14 protein-coding genes are annotated in these 15764 nt (G+C 69.5%); 7 read left to right on the top strand and 7 right to left on the bottom strand.

Features of this window, described 5'->3' with window-relative positions; translation table 11 throughout:
• The 4 genes from FUT87_RS07975 to FUT87_RS07960 form a co-directional block, all read left to right on the top strand.
• The coding region (locus tag FUT87_RS07975) for an EAL domain-containing protein (RefSeq protein ID WP_147240685.1) at nucleotides 1–659 on the top strand (659 nt) is incomplete at its 5' end.
• 125 nt (nucleotides 660–784) lie between these two features.
• On the top strand, nucleotides 785–1903 hold the full coding sequence (locus tag FUT87_RS07970; RefSeq protein ID WP_091726485.1) for an ABC transporter substrate-binding protein: 1119 nt from the start codon (nucleotides 785–787) through the stop codon (nucleotides 1901–1903).
• Between the two features lie 262 nt (nucleotides 1904–2165).
• The gene (locus tag FUT87_RS07965) at nucleotides 2166–3308 is read left to right on the top strand and encodes a carbohydrate-binding protein (protein WP_147240684.1); all 1143 of its coding nucleotides are present in this window, start codon (nucleotides 2166–2168) and stop codon (nucleotides 3306–3308) included.
• Between the two features lie 134 nt (nucleotides 3309–3442).
• Nucleotides 3443–4294 carry a class I SAM-dependent methyltransferase gene (locus tag FUT87_RS07960; RefSeq protein WP_147240683.1) on the top strand — a complete coding sequence of 284 codons (852 nt, stop codon included), beginning with the start codon at nucleotides 3443–3445 and terminating at the stop codon, nucleotides 4292–4294.
• Nucleotides 4295–4363: 69 nt separating this feature from the next.
• Here the strand turns inward: FUT87_RS07960 and FUT87_RS07955 are convergent, their stop codons facing one another.
• A complete protein-coding gene (locus FUT87_RS07955; protein WP_147240682.1) occupies nucleotides 4364–5626 on the bottom strand; it encodes an MFS transporter in 1263 nt (420 codons plus the stop codon).
• A 195-nt stretch (nucleotides 5627–5821) separates the two neighbouring features.
• Between FUT87_RS07955 and FUT87_RS07950 the strand changes: the two genes are divergently transcribed.
• From FUT87_RS07950 to FUT87_RS07940, 3 genes are all read left to right on the top strand, one after another.
• Nucleotides 5822–6688, top strand: coding sequence for a CsgG/HfaB family protein (locus FUT87_RS07950; protein ID WP_147240681.1), 867 nt, complete (start codon nucleotides 5822–5824; stop codon nucleotides 6686–6688).
• A gap of 172 nt (nucleotides 6689–6860) precedes the next feature.
• Nucleotides 6861–7808, top strand: coding sequence for a hypothetical protein (locus tag FUT87_RS07945; protein WP_147240680.1), 948 nt, complete (start codon nucleotides 6861–6863; stop codon nucleotides 7806–7808).
• Entirely contained in the window at nucleotides 7798–8517 is a 720-nt protein-coding gene (locus FUT87_RS07940) for an SH3 domain-containing protein (RefSeq protein ID WP_147240679.1), read from the top strand. Before FUT87_RS07945 ends, FUT87_RS07940 begins: the two co-directional genes overlap by 11 nt.
• Nucleotides 8518–8552: 35 nt before the next feature.
• Here the strand turns inward: FUT87_RS07940 and FUT87_RS07935 are convergent, their stop codons facing one another.
• From FUT87_RS07935 to FUT87_RS07920, 6 genes are all read right to left on the bottom strand, one after another.
• Nucleotides 8553–11324 (bottom strand): alpha-galactosidase, encoded by a 2772-nt coding sequence (locus FUT87_RS07935; RefSeq protein WP_255511725.1) that lies wholly within the window; start codon nucleotides 11322–11324, stop codon nucleotides 8553–8555.
• A gap of 40 nt (nucleotides 11325–11364) precedes the next feature.
• Nucleotides 11365–12078: an amidohydrolase family protein gene (locus tag FUT87_RS30470; RefSeq protein WP_404935373.1), complete on the bottom strand. Its 714-nt coding sequence runs from the start codon at nucleotides 12076–12078 to the stop codon at nucleotides 11365–11367.
• Nucleotides 12075–12518: a hypothetical protein gene (locus FUT87_RS30465; protein WP_255511724.1), complete on the bottom strand. Its 444-nt coding sequence runs from the start codon at nucleotides 12516–12518 to the stop codon at nucleotides 12075–12077. Before FUT87_RS30465 ends, FUT87_RS30470 begins: the two co-directional genes overlap by 4 nt.
• Nucleotides 12519–12542: 24 nt before the next feature.
• On the bottom strand, nucleotides 12543–13358 hold the full coding sequence (locus FUT87_RS07925) for an endo alpha-1,4 polygalactosaminidase (RefSeq protein ID WP_147240678.1): 816 nt from the start codon (nucleotides 13356–13358) through the stop codon (nucleotides 12543–12545).
• Nucleotides 13359–13434: 76 nt separating this feature from the next.
• A complete protein-coding gene (locus FUT87_RS29880) occupies nucleotides 13435–13707 on the bottom strand; it encodes a TonB-dependent receptor (RefSeq protein WP_222617076.1) in 273 nt (90 codons plus the stop codon).
• Nucleotides 13650–15764 (bottom strand): TonB-dependent receptor (locus tag FUT87_RS07920; RefSeq protein ID WP_222617075.1); only part of this gene is annotated, 2115 nt, incomplete at its 5' end. The genes FUT87_RS07920 and FUT87_RS29880, both read right to left, overlap by 58 nt.

Below are 15764 nucleotides of genomic sequence, written 5' to 3'. Positions count from 1 at the left end.
TCTCGCCGGCGGACTTCATCCCGGTGGCGGAATCCTCCGGCCTGATCGTGGAGCTGGGCCTGGCGATGCTCGGCCAGCTGCGCCGCGACCTCGACGGCTGGAAGGCCAAGGGCCTGGGCTGCCCGCCGGTGGCCATCAACCTGTCCTGGGAGCAGTGCCGCAAGCCGCAGCACCGCGAGCGCTTCCTGCAGCAGCTCAAGGCGCTGCAGCTCGGCCCGGGCGAGGTGGAGTTCGAGCTCACCGAGAGCCTGAGCTTCGAGGACATCGACAAGCCCGATTCCTTCGTCTTCACCCTGCAGGGACTGGGCTACGGCCTGGCGATCGACGACTTCGGCACCGGCTACAGCTCGCTGGCCTACCTGCGCCGGCTGCGCTGCCGCAAGATCAAGATCGACCGGCTTTTCGTGCACGGGCTGGCGGCCAACGACGACTCGCGCATGCTGGTGGAGTCGATGGTGCGGGTGGCCCATGCGATGCGCATGTCGGTGGTCGCGGAAGGGGTCGAGCTCGACGCCGACGAGGCGGCGCTGATCGCCATGGGCTGCGACCTGATGCAGGGCTTCGGCTTCTGCAAGCCGGTCCCGCCGGCGCAGGTCGAGGCCTTGCTCGCCGGGGGCCTGGTGCGGCCGGTGTCGCCCGCGGAACCCGCCGCGGATTGAAACCGTCGTGAATTTGTCCACGGTCAATCTGGAAAATCCGGAGTTGTGACAAGTACGCACATCTTCTGTCGGCGGCATCACGGAAGATCCTGCCCTTTTCAGAAGTGCCAGGAAGTGCCACGCCCATGAACCGCCGTCACCTGCTCCAGAACTTCGCCGCGCTCGCAGGCGCCGGCAGCCTGCCGGCCTTCGCTGACAGCACCCGCATCCTGCTGGGCCAGTCGGCGCCCTTCAGCGGCCCGGCCCGCGAACTGGGCGAGCAGTTCAAGGAAGGCGCGATGCTGGTGTTCGACCAGGTCAACCAGCGGGGCGGGGTGAACGGCCGGCGCATCGAGTTGCGCAGCCTGGACGACGGCTACGAGCCCGAGCGCTGCGCGGCCAACACCCGGCGTCTGATCGAGGACGGCGTCACGGCGCTGTTCGGCTACGTCGGCACGCCCACCACGCTGGCCGCGGTGCCGCTGCTGACGGCCGCCAAGGTGCCGCTGGTGGCGCCCTTCACCGGCGCCGAGGCGCTGCGCACGCCCTTCAACCGTCACCTCTTCCACATCCGTGCGTCCTACAACGACGAGGCGGCCGAGATCGTCAAGCAGCTGATGGCGGTGGGCATCAAGCGCGTCGCGGTGTTCCTGCAGAACGACAGCTACGGCCAGTCGGGCCTGGCCGGCGTCACGGCGGCGCTCAAGCAGCACAACCTGGCGCCGGTGTCGCAGGGCACGGTGGAACGCAACTCGGTGGACGTCAGCGGCGCGCTGGGCTCGATCATGGCCGGCCAGCCGGAGTGCGTGGTCCAGATTGCCGCCTACAAGTCCTGCGCCGCCTTCATCCGCGCCTCGCGCAAAGCCGGTTTCCTGGGCAACTTCTACAACCTCTCCTTCGTCGGCGCGCAGGCGCTGGCGGCCGAGCTGGGCAAGGACGCGCGCGGGGTGGTGGTGTCGCAGGTCGTGCCCTTCCCGTTCTCCGGCCTCACGCCGGTGGCCGGCGAATACATCCAGCGCTGCAAGGCCGCCAACAAGGAACTGGGCTACACCGGCATGGAAGGCTTCATCGCCGCCAAGACCATGGTGGAAGGCCTGCGCCGCGCCGGTAACAACCCGACGCCCGACAGCGTCATCAGCGGCCTGGAAGCCCAGAACGAGCTCAACCTGGGCGGCTTCTACATCAACTTCTCCAGCCAGCGCCACGCCGGCTCGCGCTACGTAGACATGACCATCCTGACCGAGGACGGCAAGGTCCGGCGCTGATCGTCCAGGCCGCGGGCGGGTTGTCGCGGCAACCGCTTGTCACCAACGCGCGCAGCGCCTGCGGGTTTTCCCGCGAGACATTATGAAAGCGCTTTCAGATAGTTGGGACCCAGAGGCCGCGGCGCGCCATCACGCGCCAGCGGCCCTTCAGGCTTACCGCTGCATTCGGGCGTCGACGCCCGGTCCGCCGGACCGGGACCCGGAGACGCCGTGACCTCGCGCGCGTCTCCTCCACTGGTTCCGAGGAGATCCCCATGACACGCTGGATTCGATCGCTGGCCGCGGCCGCGCTTGCTTTGACGGCCTGGCGGCGCAGGCCCAGAACTGGCAACTCGTCTGGCAGGACGAGTTCACGAACGGCATCGGCCCCCACTGGCGCTTCGAGACCGGCACCGGCTCGGGCGGCTGGGGCAACAACGAGCTCCAGTACTACCGCCGCGAGAACGCGAGCGTCGAGAACGGCCAGCTCGTCATCACCGCCCGGCGCGAGGACTTCGGCGGCATGCGCTACACCTCCGCGCGCATGACGACGCAGGGCCTGGCCACCTTCAAGTACGGGCGCGTCGAAGCGCGCATCAAGGCGCCGTCGAGCTCGGGCATGTGGCCGGCCTTCTGGATGCTGGGCAGCAACATCACCTCGGTGGGCTGGCCGGCCTCCGGCGAGATCGACATCATGGAACACGTCAACGCCGATCCCGACATCCACGGCACCATCCACTGGCAGGGGCCGGACGGCGGCCATGCGTCCTACGGCGGGCACACCGCCACCAACGTCGCGGACTATCACGTGTACGCGGTGGAGTGGGACGAGCGCTTCATCCGCTGGTTCGTCGATGGGCGCGAGTACCACGTCGTCGACATCACCAACAGCGTCAACAGCACCGAGGAATTCCATCGCGACTTCTTCCTGCTGCTGAACCTGGCGGTCGGCGGCAACTGGCCGCAATGGAACATCGACGAGAGCCGGCTGCCCGCGCGGATGTACGTCGACTACGTGCGCGTCTACCGCAAGGACGGCGGCACGCCGGCCTTCACGACGACGCTGCAGGCCTCGGACTTCGCGCTGCAGTCGGGCATGCAGCTGGAGGCCTCGAGCGAGGGCGGCCAGAACCTGGGCTGGATCGAAGCCGGCGACTGGGCGGTGTGGAACCTCAACCTGCCGCAGGGCGGCACCTACACCGTCGAGTACCGCGTCGCCAGCCTGAACGGCGGCGGCAGTCTGCAGCTGGAGATGGCCGGCGGCGCGCCGGTGTACGGCGCGGTGGGCGTGCCCTCGACCGGCGGCTGGCAGAACTGGACGACGGTCTCGCACCGCGTAACCTTGCCCGCCGGGCAGCAGCAGATCGCGGTGAAGGCCAATGGGCCAGGGTGGAATCTGCGCTACGTGAAGATCACGAAATCGTGAGCCGCTGACGCCGCGCCGGCCTGCGGCGCGGAGGCCCACCCGGCCCTGGGGTCTCTCCCCGTCAGTCGCGCAGGCGGACAGGCCAGAATCCGCCTCCATCGGCGCAACCGGCGCAACCGGCACAGGGGCAGCGGATGGACTGGCGATTCAAGGTAGGTCGGCAAGCGGTCCTGGCGCGATTGCCGTTCGGGCAGGGCCTTCGACGCGCGAAGCGCCAGCTGTTCGGCTACCAGCCCGACGAGGACAACCTGCGCAGCACCATCGAGGCCTGGACGCAGATGCGTCGGGGCCTGGAGCGTTCCGGCGGCGCGATCGAAGGCGCCACCGTGCTGGAGATCGGCACCGGCTGGTTCCCCACCATCCCCGTCCTGCAATGCCTGCAGGGCGCCCAGCGCGTCTACATGTCCGACCTCAACGTCCATCTGGACGAGGTCAGCTTCGCCGCGACGCTGGCGTTCCTGCGCCAGGCCTGTCCCGACGAGGCGCGGTTGCGCGCGATCCGGACGCGCGCCGACCTGCCGCTGACCTACCTCGCCCCGTTCGACGTGAACGAGCTCGCCGACGGCTCGATCGACCTCGTGACCTCGCGCACGGTGCTCGAGCACATCCCGCCGGGCGACCTGGTCCAGCTCTTCAAGGCGCTGCGGCCCAAGCTCTCGGCCCGCGGCCGGATGGTGCACCTGGTGGACCACTCCGACCATCTGGAGCACTCGGACAAGTCGATCACCAAGATCAATTTCCTCACCTGGCCCGAGCGCAAGCATGCGTGGGTCAACCGCCTGACGCGCGAAGGCGAGAACCGCCTGCGCTACCACGAGTACCCGGCGCTCTTCGCCGAGGCCGGTTATCGGGTCACGGTCGAGGAACACATGGTCCACGAGCCGACGCGCCAGCTCGCGAAGTCGCTGCCGCTGCAGCCGCACTACGCGGCGATGACGCCGGAGCAGCTGGCGACGATGGCGTCGCTGTACGTGCTCGAACCCTGATCAGCGCCGGCGCTCGTCGGCCCGTCGGCTCCACGGACCGCGACGGCGCTCCACGCGGCTCGCGCCGGCTCACCCGGCCGGCGCCACCCGTTCCTGCGAGCGACGGCCGGCGGTGAGCCACAGGACCAGCGCGAAGACCGCGCCGCCGACGCTGGCCAGGCCGAAGAACAGCATCATCGATTCATAACCGGCGGGGTTCTGCGCGCTGGCGCCGGCGCGGTCGTTGAGCCAGCCGGCCACCAGGTTGGCCCCGGCGATGCCGGCGTTCTGCGCCACCCACATCAACCCGATCGCCGTGCCGAAGCGCGACGGCGACACCAGCCGGCTGGCCAGCGGCCACATCACCGCCGGCACCAGCGAGAAGCTGACGCCGATCAGCGCGGTCGAGACCCACAGGCTGGTGGTGGTCAGCGCCATCAGCGCCATCGCGACCGGCAGCAGCGCCGCGCCGAAGGCCAGGAAAGGCGCGTAGCGGCCGACCCGGTCGCACAGCCAGCCGAAGGCCGGCGTCGCGAAGACGGCGGCGAGGAACACGTAGCTGTTCATCGCGCCGGCGGCCGCGAGATCCAGGCCATGCGCGTGCTGGAAGTACTTGATCGCGAAGGTGCTGCGGAAGGCCAGGATCACCGAGTACCAGAGCACGCACAGCGCGAGCAGGAACCAGTAGGCCTTGCCGAAGTGCAGCAGGTCGCGCCAGGCGAAGGGTTGGGCCTGCTGCTGCGCGGCGCCCTTGTCGGCGGCGGCGACGCGTCGGTCGAGCCACCAGTACAGCAGCGCGCCGCCGAAGGAGGCGGCCGCCATCGCCGCCGCGATCAGCAGCGGCGGCTGCCAGCCCTGGGCGTAGGCGTGGGGGAACCAGGTCGGCGACATGTCGGACGAGAAGGAGCCGAGCCGGCCGATGGACAGGGCCAGTCCCATCGAGAACGCCACCTTGCCACCGACGAAGTACTGCGCGAGCGCCGCCAGCGTGGCGATGCCGAAGGTCTCGGCGCCGATGCCGAACAGCAGCCGGCCGGCGGCCATGCCGGCGAAGCCGGGGCTCAGCGCGGTGAGCAGCGCGCCGAGCAGGCAGACGGCGGCGGTCCACAGCGTCATGCGCGCGGCGCCGAAGCGGTCCACCAGCACACCGCCGACGAGGATCAGCACGACGTTGGGGAGGCTGTAGATCGCGTTGAGCAGGCCGATCTGCTGGTCGCTGAAGCCGCGCTGGCTTTGCAGCGCGTCGGCGACGGGGCCGATCGAGTCGTAGACGTAGTAGTTGCCGTACAGCGACGCGGCCACCAGGGCGCACACCAGCCACGCGATGGCGCGGCTCGGGGACTTGTCGTTCATGGTCGGGTTCTTGGGCGGTCGCTCGGACCGAAGGGGCGGATTCTCGCCGCGGCGCGGTAACCAGCCGTAAAGACGCCGTCAGGACACGACATTCAGCGACGCGACCACCCATCGGTGGGGGCCGCATCCCCCATCAAGTGCGCTATGGTCCCGCCCGTTTCTGGCAATCGCAGCCCTTGCATTCAGGAGATCGGCATGGCAATCGCGCGCTCCCTCGTTTCCTTCGGCCCTTCCCTGCCCCGGGTGGGCGGCCTTGTCGCCGCCGGCGTGGCGCTGGCCCTGCTCGCCGCCTGCGGCAAGCAGGGCGCGACGCTGGGGGACGGCAGCTCGGAGATCACCGGCTCGGCCGGTCCGGCGGGCGCGAACAAGGCCAACCGCGAACTGATGAAGTGCGAAGCGCCGGTGGCGACGCTGTCGCTGATGGAGAACCCCAACGGCTACACCATCAGCGCGCCCAACGGGCTGCCGAATTCGCCGCTGCCGCTGGTGCGGCTGCTGGCGCAGCAGAGCGGCTGCTTCCGCGTCGTCGACCGCAACTCCGGGCTGAAGGCCACGATCCGGGAGCAGGAGCTCAAGGACAGCGGCATCCTGCGCCAGCAGGGCAGCACGGTCCACAAGGGCAAGGGCTACGAGGCGCAGTACACGCTGATCCCCAGCCTCACCTTCAGCGAGCAGGATGCGGGCCGGCAGGTGGGCGGCATCCTCGGGATGATCCCGGTGCTCAACAAGTTCGTCGGCGCGGCCGAGCACATCAAGCTCAAGGAGGCGCAGGTGGCGCTGCTGCTCACCGACAACGAGACCACCGAGCAGGTCGCGGCCGCGACCGGCTCGGTCCGCGTCACCGACCTGGGCATGGGCGGCCTGGTGCTGGGCAAGCTCGGCGGGGCGGCCGGCGCGGGCTGGGCCAACAGCAACGAGGGCAAGGTCATCGCCGCCGCCTTCCTGGACGCGCACAACCAGCTCGTCGTCCAGGCCCGCATGCTGCAGGCCAAGGAGCTGCCCGATCCGGTGCCGATGAAGAAGGCGGGGGAGCCCGGCAAGAAGGTGGCGGCGGGCGCTTGAGTCGACGCCTGCGAGGGCCGCTGCAGCGAGCCACACGCTGGCTGCCGGGCCGGGCGGCGGCCCTTGCCGCCGGTTTTCCCGCGCCAGATGACCTTCGGCCATTCCGCCACGGGCTCTCATGCCCAGAATGACTTCTTCGCCCATACCGTCTCCGCGAGCCAACGGGAAATCCATGACCACGAGCCTCAATCCCTTCGATCCGGACATCGAATCCGTCGCGCGCGCATTCGCCGAGCGCGCCGCGGCCGCCCCCGACGAAGCGCTCAGCCGATGGCGTGCCGATACCGTCTCGCTCTCTCCGGTGCAGCGCGCCACCGGCGCCCGCCTGGCCGCCTCGCAGCTCAACTGGCAGGCCAAGGCCGCCCTCGGTGGCTCGTCCCCCGGCAGCGCGTTGCTGGCTGACTGGGAGAGCGACCGCCTGCGCGCCCCCTACGTCCCCCAACTCCCCCTGCTCACCACCCGACAGACTTATGCCTACTGCGCGGGCATCGTCCTGCAACGCGGCACCCCGGGCGCGATCAACGCGCTGAAGCAGGGACGCATGATCCTTCTCGGCCTGCGTCGCGAGACCTCCACCCTCGCCAACCGCGGCCGCGGCGTCTACGACGACCACATCGTCGTGCTCAATGGCGGCGACGGCCTGCGCACCGCGCGGGTCTTCCCCGCCTGCACGGAACCCGGCGCCCAGTACTCGCAACGCGCCGCGCCCAAGGGCACCGGCCGTGTGGACGCGCGATACAACGACGTGATCTACAAACACGCCGAAGGCTTCGACATGAACGGCGACGGCATCAAGGAAGTCGGCCGGTTGCGCGCTGGCACCTACTTCTTCGGCGAGAAGCCGAAGGGCCATCTGAAAGCCCGCGCCTTCCAGGCCACGCGCACGCAGACCGCCGAGCGCGACACCGATGGCGACGGGCGCTTCAACGCCCTCGACCCCAGCCGCATCGATCCGACCACCGTCGGCACGACGATGTACATCCACCGCGGCGGCACGCAGGCGTCGGGCAACACCTGGTCCGCCGGCTGCCAGACCATTCCCAACGATGTCTATCCGCGCTTCCTGGCGTCGATGGGCCAGATGTCGTCGTTCCACTATGTCCTCGTCGATGGCTACTGATCACCGCCTGCGCAACGCCGCGCTGCTGCTCGCGACCGCCGGCTTCGCCACGCTGGCGAGCTGCGCGGGCACGGGCGACCCAGCCCTGCCCGCGACGACGACCGCCGAGCCGCCTGCCAGCACCTGCAGCTTCGGCGCCTTCGTTGCCGAGACCGATCCCGCCGGACTCAACGTCCGCAGCGCGCCGAATGCCACCGCCAAGGTCCTCGGCAAGCTGCCGCCCACCTTTGTCGAACCCTCGATGAACTACGGCGTGCGGGTCGAGGTCGACGTCGTCGGCGCGCGCAACGGCTGGTTCCTGATCCGCAACGCCCGCGACAACGAGGCCTTGACCGACCGCCCCGCGCGTCCGATGTTCTCGGGCGAAGGCTGGGTCAGCGGCAGCAAGCTGACCGTGAAGTCACAGGCCGACGTCGGCCGCGCGCGGCCGAGCCCGAAGGCGCCCGTCGTCCTGCGCATCGGCGACAACGAGACCTTCGACAACGACGTCGTCATCGAGGCCGGACGACTCGCCGACTGCAATGGCAAGTGGGCCCAGGTGGAGTTCGCGGACCAACGCTTCGCCGCCAAGGATCGAAGCTCGCTGAAGATCGACGCCGCGGCGCGCGCCGGCTTGCCGCCGGGCCGCTTCCGGGCCTGGGTCGACCGCCTCTGCGGGATCCAGGAAACCAGCTGCGACGGCCTGGCGGGCGGGGACCCCGCGCCCTGAGGCCGCCCCCCCGCTGAGCCGGGGGTGCCGTCCCGCTATGCCTCGAGCCGCAGCTGTCCAAACGCCGCCGGCACGTGGAAGTTGGGCTTTTCGCTGCCCGTCGGATTCCACGCGCTGAACTGCCGCGTCTCCTTGTTCCCCTCGATGCGGAACAGGTTGATGCGCCACCCGTCGAGCGGCTGCGGACCGCGCGGCATCGGCACCACCAGTTCCGCCGTCCACAGGCGATGGACCGTATCGACCGCCGTGCGCGCCCGGCTCTCGCCGACGAGGCGCCGGCGCCCGGCGCCGCGCACCTCCAGGTCCATCACCAAGCCGTTGGGTGACACCTCCACCTCGCGGTAGCGGTCCGACCCGGCGTCCTGCGGCGCCTGCAGGAAGACCTCCACCACGTCGCGCTGCCACAGGGGCCAGATCTCCGTCGAGGACAGCTCGCGATCGAAGGTGCTGAGCGCGTTGTAGCGACTGCTGAAGCGCAGGTGCAGCGCGCCGTCCGCATGCAGCAGCTGCACCCGCGTCGACTGCGTCCCGGTCAGCGGCCGGCCGCGCCAGTCGTGGGCGAAGAACATCGCCGGCGCGTCCTCCCAGGCCGAGGCCAGCGCGAAGCCGTCCCGCCCGATCAGCCGCGACGGCAGGCGCGCCGCGCGCGCCAGCGGGCGCTCGACCGCCGCCTCCAGCACCGCCTCGATCAGCAGGTGCTCGCGAAACGCCGCCTTCAGCGTCGGCCTCGCGGCGTCGACGCGGCCGAGGTCCACGCCATTCACGTAATCACGCACGCGCCACATGCCCGGGCCCAAGCCGCGCAGCGTCACCGTGCCGTCGAAGCGCGGCGCATAGAACGCGTAATGCATCACCCCGTTCTTCTCGACGACATGGGTCTCCGGCTTGTCGAAGGCGATGTCGTAGAGCTCGCCGCGATACACACCGTCCGACAGGCCCTTCGTGTTGTGCGCCGCGATCCACTTGCGCCAATGCGATTCGCGCTCCGGCGTTAGGAGGAAGGAGTCCTTGGGCTTGGGATCCTCCGGCCAGGTGAACTTGGTCGACACCACTGCGCCGACGCCAACGGCCGACGCGAAGTCCATGCCACCGGTCGACAGCTCGACGTGGTCGCCCGCGTAGGCCGACCAGCGTCCCATCTGCGCTTTCAGCGCCTTGCCCTTGTGCCGCACCTGCCAGCTCGACAGCGGGTCCGACGCCGGCGCCTGGTCGATCCACGGCATGTTGTGGAAGGCGTAGCTCGTGCCGCAGGGGCAGACCTCGACCACCGCTTCCGGATTCACCGCATGCGCGGCCTCGAACATCGCGCGGTAGAAGTCCGCCATCTGCTCGACCGAATCCTCCGGCTTCGCATGCCGGTGCTTCGGGTTGAAGCACGGCGCCACGCCGTTCAGGTGCTGGCCGTCGACCTTCACCCCGTCGAAGCCCCAGTCCTGGATGATCTTGCGGAACATCGCCGCCGTGCGCTCGCGTGTCTCCTTCGCGCCCGGGCACAGGTAGAGGCAGTTCCACCACGTGATCATCTGCGGCGCGCCGTTCTGGTCGAGCAACAGCAGGTCGGCGTGTTCGTGCAGCTCGTCGCTGCCCGGCGCCACCGCCAGCGGCGCGATCCACAGCCGCGCCTTCATGCCGCGCGCGTGGATGTCGGCCACCAGCGCCTTCATGTCCTCCTCGCCGCGCGGGAATTTCTTGAGGTCGATGTCGAACCAGTCCCCCGTGTGGCGCTGCCAGCCGTCGTCCAGCACCGCCCACTTCAAACCGAGCTCCTGCGCCTTGGGCAGCGTCGCGCGCACGCGGTCGAGCGAGAAGTCGCGCTCGTACCCCCACGCGCACCAGACCGATTCATGCGCGCTGCGCGGCGGCTCGGGGGCGGCCAGTGCCTGTGCGTTCATCAGCCGCCGGTAGCGGTCCAGCGGGACGAAGCAGTCGCCCTCATGCACGGCGATGAAAGCCAGCGGCAGCGCGAGCGTCTCGCCAGGCGCCAGCGTGCGAGGCTCGTCGCCGCGCATCGCGATGTCCACCTGCTCGCCCACCGCCTTCACCGGCAGCGAGACCAGGCGCGGCAGGGTATCCAGATGGCCGATCGCCACGCCCAGGTCGCGCCGCCACACGTCCACCAGCGGCGTGCCGCCGCCGTAGTCGGACGAATCCATGCCGAGGAAGTTGCGCTGCTGGAAGCCGCGCTTGACCGGCTGCATCCAGTCGCGCCGGTCGGTGTGCGTCGCGCCCGAATAGGTCCACCACCCGCCCGCGTGCCGCGGCGCGGCCAGCAGCCGGTGCGCGGCCACCGTCCAGCCCTGCACCGCCAGCGGCCGGTCCGAGCGGTTGACGAAGGCGACCGCCATCAGCGCGACGCCGGGGTGCTCGTCAAGCAGCGTCACCGTGACTGTCTTCTCGACGGCCGCTCCCTCGGCACGGCCAGTCAGCACGAGCCGCTGGCCCGCGCCGAACGGCGTCGCGCCGCTGCTCGGAACGGCGCTCGCAAGGGCGAAGCGGTCGAGCGTCCTCGTCTCCACGACACCGGCGCCCGCACCGCCCGCCGGCGCCGCTCCGCCTGGCGTGGCCGGATCTCCTGCCAGCCCCTGGCCATCGACGATCACGATCGACTCGCCCGCATCGAAGCCGGTGAGCGCCAGCGGCCGCGGGCCGCCCAGGCGCACGAGACGGCTGCGCATCCGGTCGTCGAAGTGCAGCGACAGCCGCTCGTCCTGCAGACGCACGTGTCCGCGTCCGAGGTCCGCCGCCCGGGCCGACGCGGCGGCGCCCGCCGTCGCGGCGAACGCCACACGCGGTGCGACGGTGGCCACGGGCGCGCGCCCAGCCACTGGAGGAAGGCGCGGCGGCCGGTCATCGGGCGGCCGTCCACGCGGTCGGGAAGCTGCGCGCCGCATTGAGGTGGTACAGCTTGTCCACGACGGCCTTGGGCAGGCCCAGGCCCTGCACCGGTTGCTCGAGATCCGACACCTTGAACGTCTCCTCCGTGTTGAAGTAGCGCCAGTGCATGCGCCACACCGGCTCGACTTCCTTCAGCAGCTCGGCGCCTGATTGTTGCGGCGGCTGCGAGACATCGGTGCCATACATCAGGCGGTCCTGGTACTGGATCATGAAGCGGCGCACCTTCCCCCGGTCGCGCTGGCTCTGGTACTGCAGCTGGCCGATGCGCGCGGCCAGGTCCACCTTCGCCAGCGGGAAGCGGTCCAGAAAGGCCGCCAGTTCGTCGACGCTCCGCTCCAGCGAGGCCATGTGCATGCCGATGAACTTCAGCTTCGGATGCGCCGCCACCATGCGGTCGCGCGCGGCCATCTGGTCCTCCCAGCTGGGCATCTCCGGGTGCAGCGCCATGTGGTACTGCGGGTGATGCGCGAAGTAGTCGCGGTCGTTGAGGACCGTCATCTGGTCCAGCGGCAACCAGCAGTTGTGGGGCTCGCCCTGGTGGCCGAGCATGGGGATGCCGCGCGCCTCGAACCAGCTGAACAGCGGCTGGAAGCGGGCGTCGTCGATCATCACCAGCTGGCCCTGCGGGTCGCGCAGGCTCATGCCGATGTTCTTCCACACCTTCACCCCGACCGCGCCGGCACGCAGGCCGGCATCGATGCGCTGCTTCGTCGCATCGAGCCAGCCCGGCCGGTCGACGTGTCCGACGAGAAGCTCACCGCCCAGGCCACCGCCGCCGGCCGCGCCTGGCGCAGCGCGACCGCCACCCGCTGCTGCTCGTCCAGCGGCGGGAAGTCGGGATAGTCGACGTTGATCGTCAGCACCCGGAAGCCGAGCCGCCGTGCGGCATCGACGAACGCCGGATCGGCGTTGTGCAGGTGGACGTGCGCGTCGATCTTGGGCACCTTGGCGAAGTCCGCCATCGTGTAGCGGTCCTCGCCCGCAGCGGTCGCTGCCCGGGCACCAGGGATGGCGCCCATCGAGGCGGCCATCGCGGTCGCCATCAGGCTGGCGGCCAGCCAGGCCGGCAGTGCGGCGCGGGAGGGAGTTCTCGTCGTGTCGGTCATCGTGGGAAATGCAGGTTCAGGCGATCAATCGCAGCTGTAGCGATAGGCGTCGTTGAGGTCCAGCGGCAGCACCAGCGTGCGGATCTTCGCGGCCCGCATCTTGGTGCAGAGCTTGTCGCGCGCGCCGTTCGTGTTCTTGCGGTACTTGGACGCGTACTCGGCGTTGAACACGGGCTTGTTCTTGCTGGTGAAGACCGTGTAGCCGCCGCACTCGTCGTACTGGTTGCACTGCTCGTTGACCGCCATGTCGAAGTAGGGCTCGAGCTGCGCCAGCTGGTCGACATCGTTCTTCAGCGCGATCGCCAGGCCGCGGCCATGCGCCGCGTTGGCGAGGTACTTGTTGTAGTCGAGCTGCGTGGCCGCCGTCAGCGGGAAGCCGGTGCCGTTGGTGTAGCCGTCCACGTTGTCCGGCTCGACGCCATCGCAGCCCTTGGACACGGCCAGGTCCAGCCGGCTCAGCATCACCGCGCGCACGTTGGCCGAGCGCGTGTCCAGCCACTTCTCGCCTTCCCAGCCGTCCAGCGCGTTGCCCATGTCGGCGGCGTTGAAGCGGTTGAAGTCGGGCCGCCAGTTCTCCGAGCTGCCCGCCGAGAAGTAGCACAGCACCTTGCGGCCCTGCGCCTTCAGCTGCGCGATCGTCTGCGCGGAGGTGTCGAACAGGTCGATGTCGTACACGGCCACGTTGTAGCCGGTGTTGAGCGTGCCGCTCAGCTGCCACTGCCAGGTCGTCGCGACGCCGGGCTTCCACCACGACTGCGCCTGGGCACCGGTGGTGGCGGCGAGCGCGGCGGCGGCGGCGACGAGGCCGGTGGCCATCGAACGGATCAGCGATCGTTTCATGAGTTCTCCTGTGGGTCGGGCCGTGTGCCGGCCCGGGTGTTGTGGAACCCCCAACGTCCTCTCCGGGAAGCCGGCGTCAGAACTTGATGCTCGCGCCGATCGTGAACGCCCGGCCCCAGCGGTTGTAGCCCTGAGGCAGCGTGATGGAGCCGTTGCCCAGCGTGTACTCCTGCTTGGCGTCGCTCAGGTTGCGGCCCTCGATCGAGAGCTTCAGCCACTTGTTGAACTCGTAGGACGCCTGCGCGGTCACCCAGGTGATCGCCTTGGCGCGCTCGTTGAAGCCGGGGCCGATCACGTTGATCGCCGAGACGAAGTCGTCGGTGTGGTCGGCGTCGCGCTCAGGCTCCACGGGCCCTTCTCGTACAGCAGGCTCAGCGAGGAGGTCGCCGGCGCGATGCCCTCCAGCGGCCGCTTCTCGCCACCGACCCAGCTGTCCGAGCGGTTGCGCGTGTACTGCGCCCGCACGCCCAGGCCGTTGTCCCACAGGTGCTGGAAGCCGATCTCCATGCCGCGCACCTTGGCCTTGTCGCCGTTGATCGGCTTCATCACATTGAAGAGATGGCCCGGCACGCCGATGTCCACGCCGGTCTGCCAGCTGGTGGTGATCTGGTTCTTGATGTCCTTCTGGAACACCGCGAAGGTCAGCGCCGAGTTGCGGGCGTAGTACCACTCCAGCGAGGCGTCGTACTGCTTGGCGCTGTAGGGCTTGAGGTCGGCGTTGCCGCCGAAGACCTGGGTGAAGTCGCCCCAGGCCACGCTGGCCGTGGTGCTGGTGGGTGCGAGCTGCTCGACCGAGGGCCGCGCCATCGTCTTGGCCGCGCCCAGGCGCAGCTGCAGCTGGTCGGTGAAGTGCCAGACGAAGTTGGCCGACGGCAGGCCGAAGGTGTACGAGGCGTCCTGCCCGATCTGTGTCGGCGCGGCATAGACCGCGGTGTAGTTGAAGGGGCCGTTCTCGGTCAGGCTCTCGATCTTGGCGTCCCAGGCCCTGGCCGAGGTCTTGGTCTTGACCAGGCGCACGCCGATGTCCGCGTTCCAGCGCTCGCCGGAGAGGTCGGCCTCGATGAAGAAGGAAGTGGTCTTCTCGCGCACGCGGTAGCTCTGCAGCGGGTTCCACACCGGCGCGGCCAGGCTGAAGTCGTAGCTGCCGCCGTCCGGGCGCGGCTTGCCGTTGTAGGCCTGCAGCGCCGCGAGGTAGTTGGGCACGTCGAAGCCCAGGAAGCTGCGCGGGAAGCTGCCGCTGACGCCGTTCATGAAGTTGGGCGGGCTCAGGTGCTGGTCCAGCACGTTGCCGCCGAGCTGGCCGACGTTGATCGCGTTGGCGCCGGAGTAGTAGTTCTCGCCGCCGTTGATCGCGTTGTCGACCAGGTCGCGGTGCTTGTCGCGCCGGGTGCTCTGCACGCCGAACTGGATCTGGTCGACGTTGAAGCGGTCCACCGACCACGCGCCGTTCAGCGTCAGGCCGCGGATCTTGTCGTCGATGTTGTCGCCGCTCAGGCCCAGGTAGTGGGTGTTGAAGTCGCTGGCGCCGAACTGGCCGCCGGCCAGGCCGTTGATCAGGTCGCGGCCGTCGGCGAAGGTCGTGCTGATGCTGGGCACCTGCGAGCCGGTCAGCTGCACCGTCGTCACATTGGGCTGGTTCATGCGCAGCACCGTGTAGGTGTCCTGCCCGCCCGAATGGCGCTTGGAGGTCGACTGGTACAGATCGCCGCTGAACTTCAGCGTCTCGGTCGCCTTCCACTCGGCGTTGACGCCGTACAAGGCGCTGTCGACGACGCGATGGGTGGTCAGGTTCAGCAGCTCCGGATTGAGCCGCTGCTCCGGGTCCGGGTTGTCCATCGTGAAGCCGGTGACGACGCCATTGCGGATCTGCATGTTGGACCAGCGACCCGGCGCGAACAGCGTGTAGAAGGACTGCTGGTAGCCGACCTGCGGCGAGTCCAGCCGCGTCCTGATGCCGTCGACGGTGACCTTCAACTGCTCGCTGGGCCGCCACTCGACCTTGCCCGACAGCGCGGTGCGCTTCTTCTGCTCCTGGATGGTGCCGACGCGGAACTGGCCGGGGCCGATCAGGCCTTCCTCGTCGGGGTCGAGCACGCCGTTGCCGTTCGGGTCGATGTTGCCGCCCCAGGCATTGCCGGTCCAGTTGGCGGCCGGGTCGGCGATCGGGTTGCGGGTCCAGCCGCCGTCGTTGCCGGCGGTGTCGGTGCGGACCTTGCGGTCGGCGTAGACCAGGCCGACCAGCACGCCCAGTTCCTTGCCGAAGGTGTTGCTGTAGGTGGCCGAGAGCTTGCCGCCGTTGAGCCTGGACATCAGGTTGCGGTCGCCCTCCACGCGCAGCAGGCCGTGCTGGCCGGGCTGGTCGAAGGGGCTGGCGGAGCGCAGGTTGACCAGGCCGCCGATCGCGCC

The sequence above is a fragment of the Mitsuaria sp. TWR114 genome (genome assembly GCF_007997345.1).
Note: the sequence above shows the minus strand (reverse complement) of the source record. Positions and strands in the feature narration are given on the sequence as shown.

Coding starts and splice junctions, on each gene's coding strand:
- FUT87_RS07970 (WP_091726485.1), top strand. CDS start 785: ATGAACCGCCGTCACCTGCTCCAGAACTTCGCCGCGCTCGCAGGCGCC.
- FUT87_RS07960 (WP_147240683.1), top strand. CDS start 3,443: ATGGACTGGCGATTCAAGGTAGGTCGGCAAGCGGTCCTGGCGCGATTG.
- FUT87_RS07955 (WP_147240682.1), bottom strand. CDS start 5,626: ATGAACGACAAGTCCCCGAGCCGCGCCATCGCGTGGCTGGTGTGCGCC.
- FUT87_RS07950 (WP_147240681.1), top strand. CDS start 5,822: ATGGCAATCGCGCGCTCCCTCGTTTCCTTCGGCCCTTCCCTGCCCCGG.
- FUT87_RS07945 (WP_147240680.1), top strand. CDS start 6,861: ATGACCACGAGCCTCAATCCCTTCGATCCGGACATCGAATCCGTCGCG.
- FUT87_RS07940 (WP_147240679.1), top strand. CDS start 7,798: ATGGCTACTGATCACCGCCTGCGCAACGCCGCGCTGCTGCTCGCGACC.
- FUT87_RS30465 (WP_255511724.1), bottom strand. CDS start 12,518: ATGACCGACACGACGAGAACTCCCTCCCGCGCCGCACTGCCGGCCTGG.
- FUT87_RS07925 (WP_147240678.1), bottom strand. CDS start 13,358: ATGAAACGATCGCTGATCCGTTCGATGGCCACCGGCCTCGTCGCCGCC.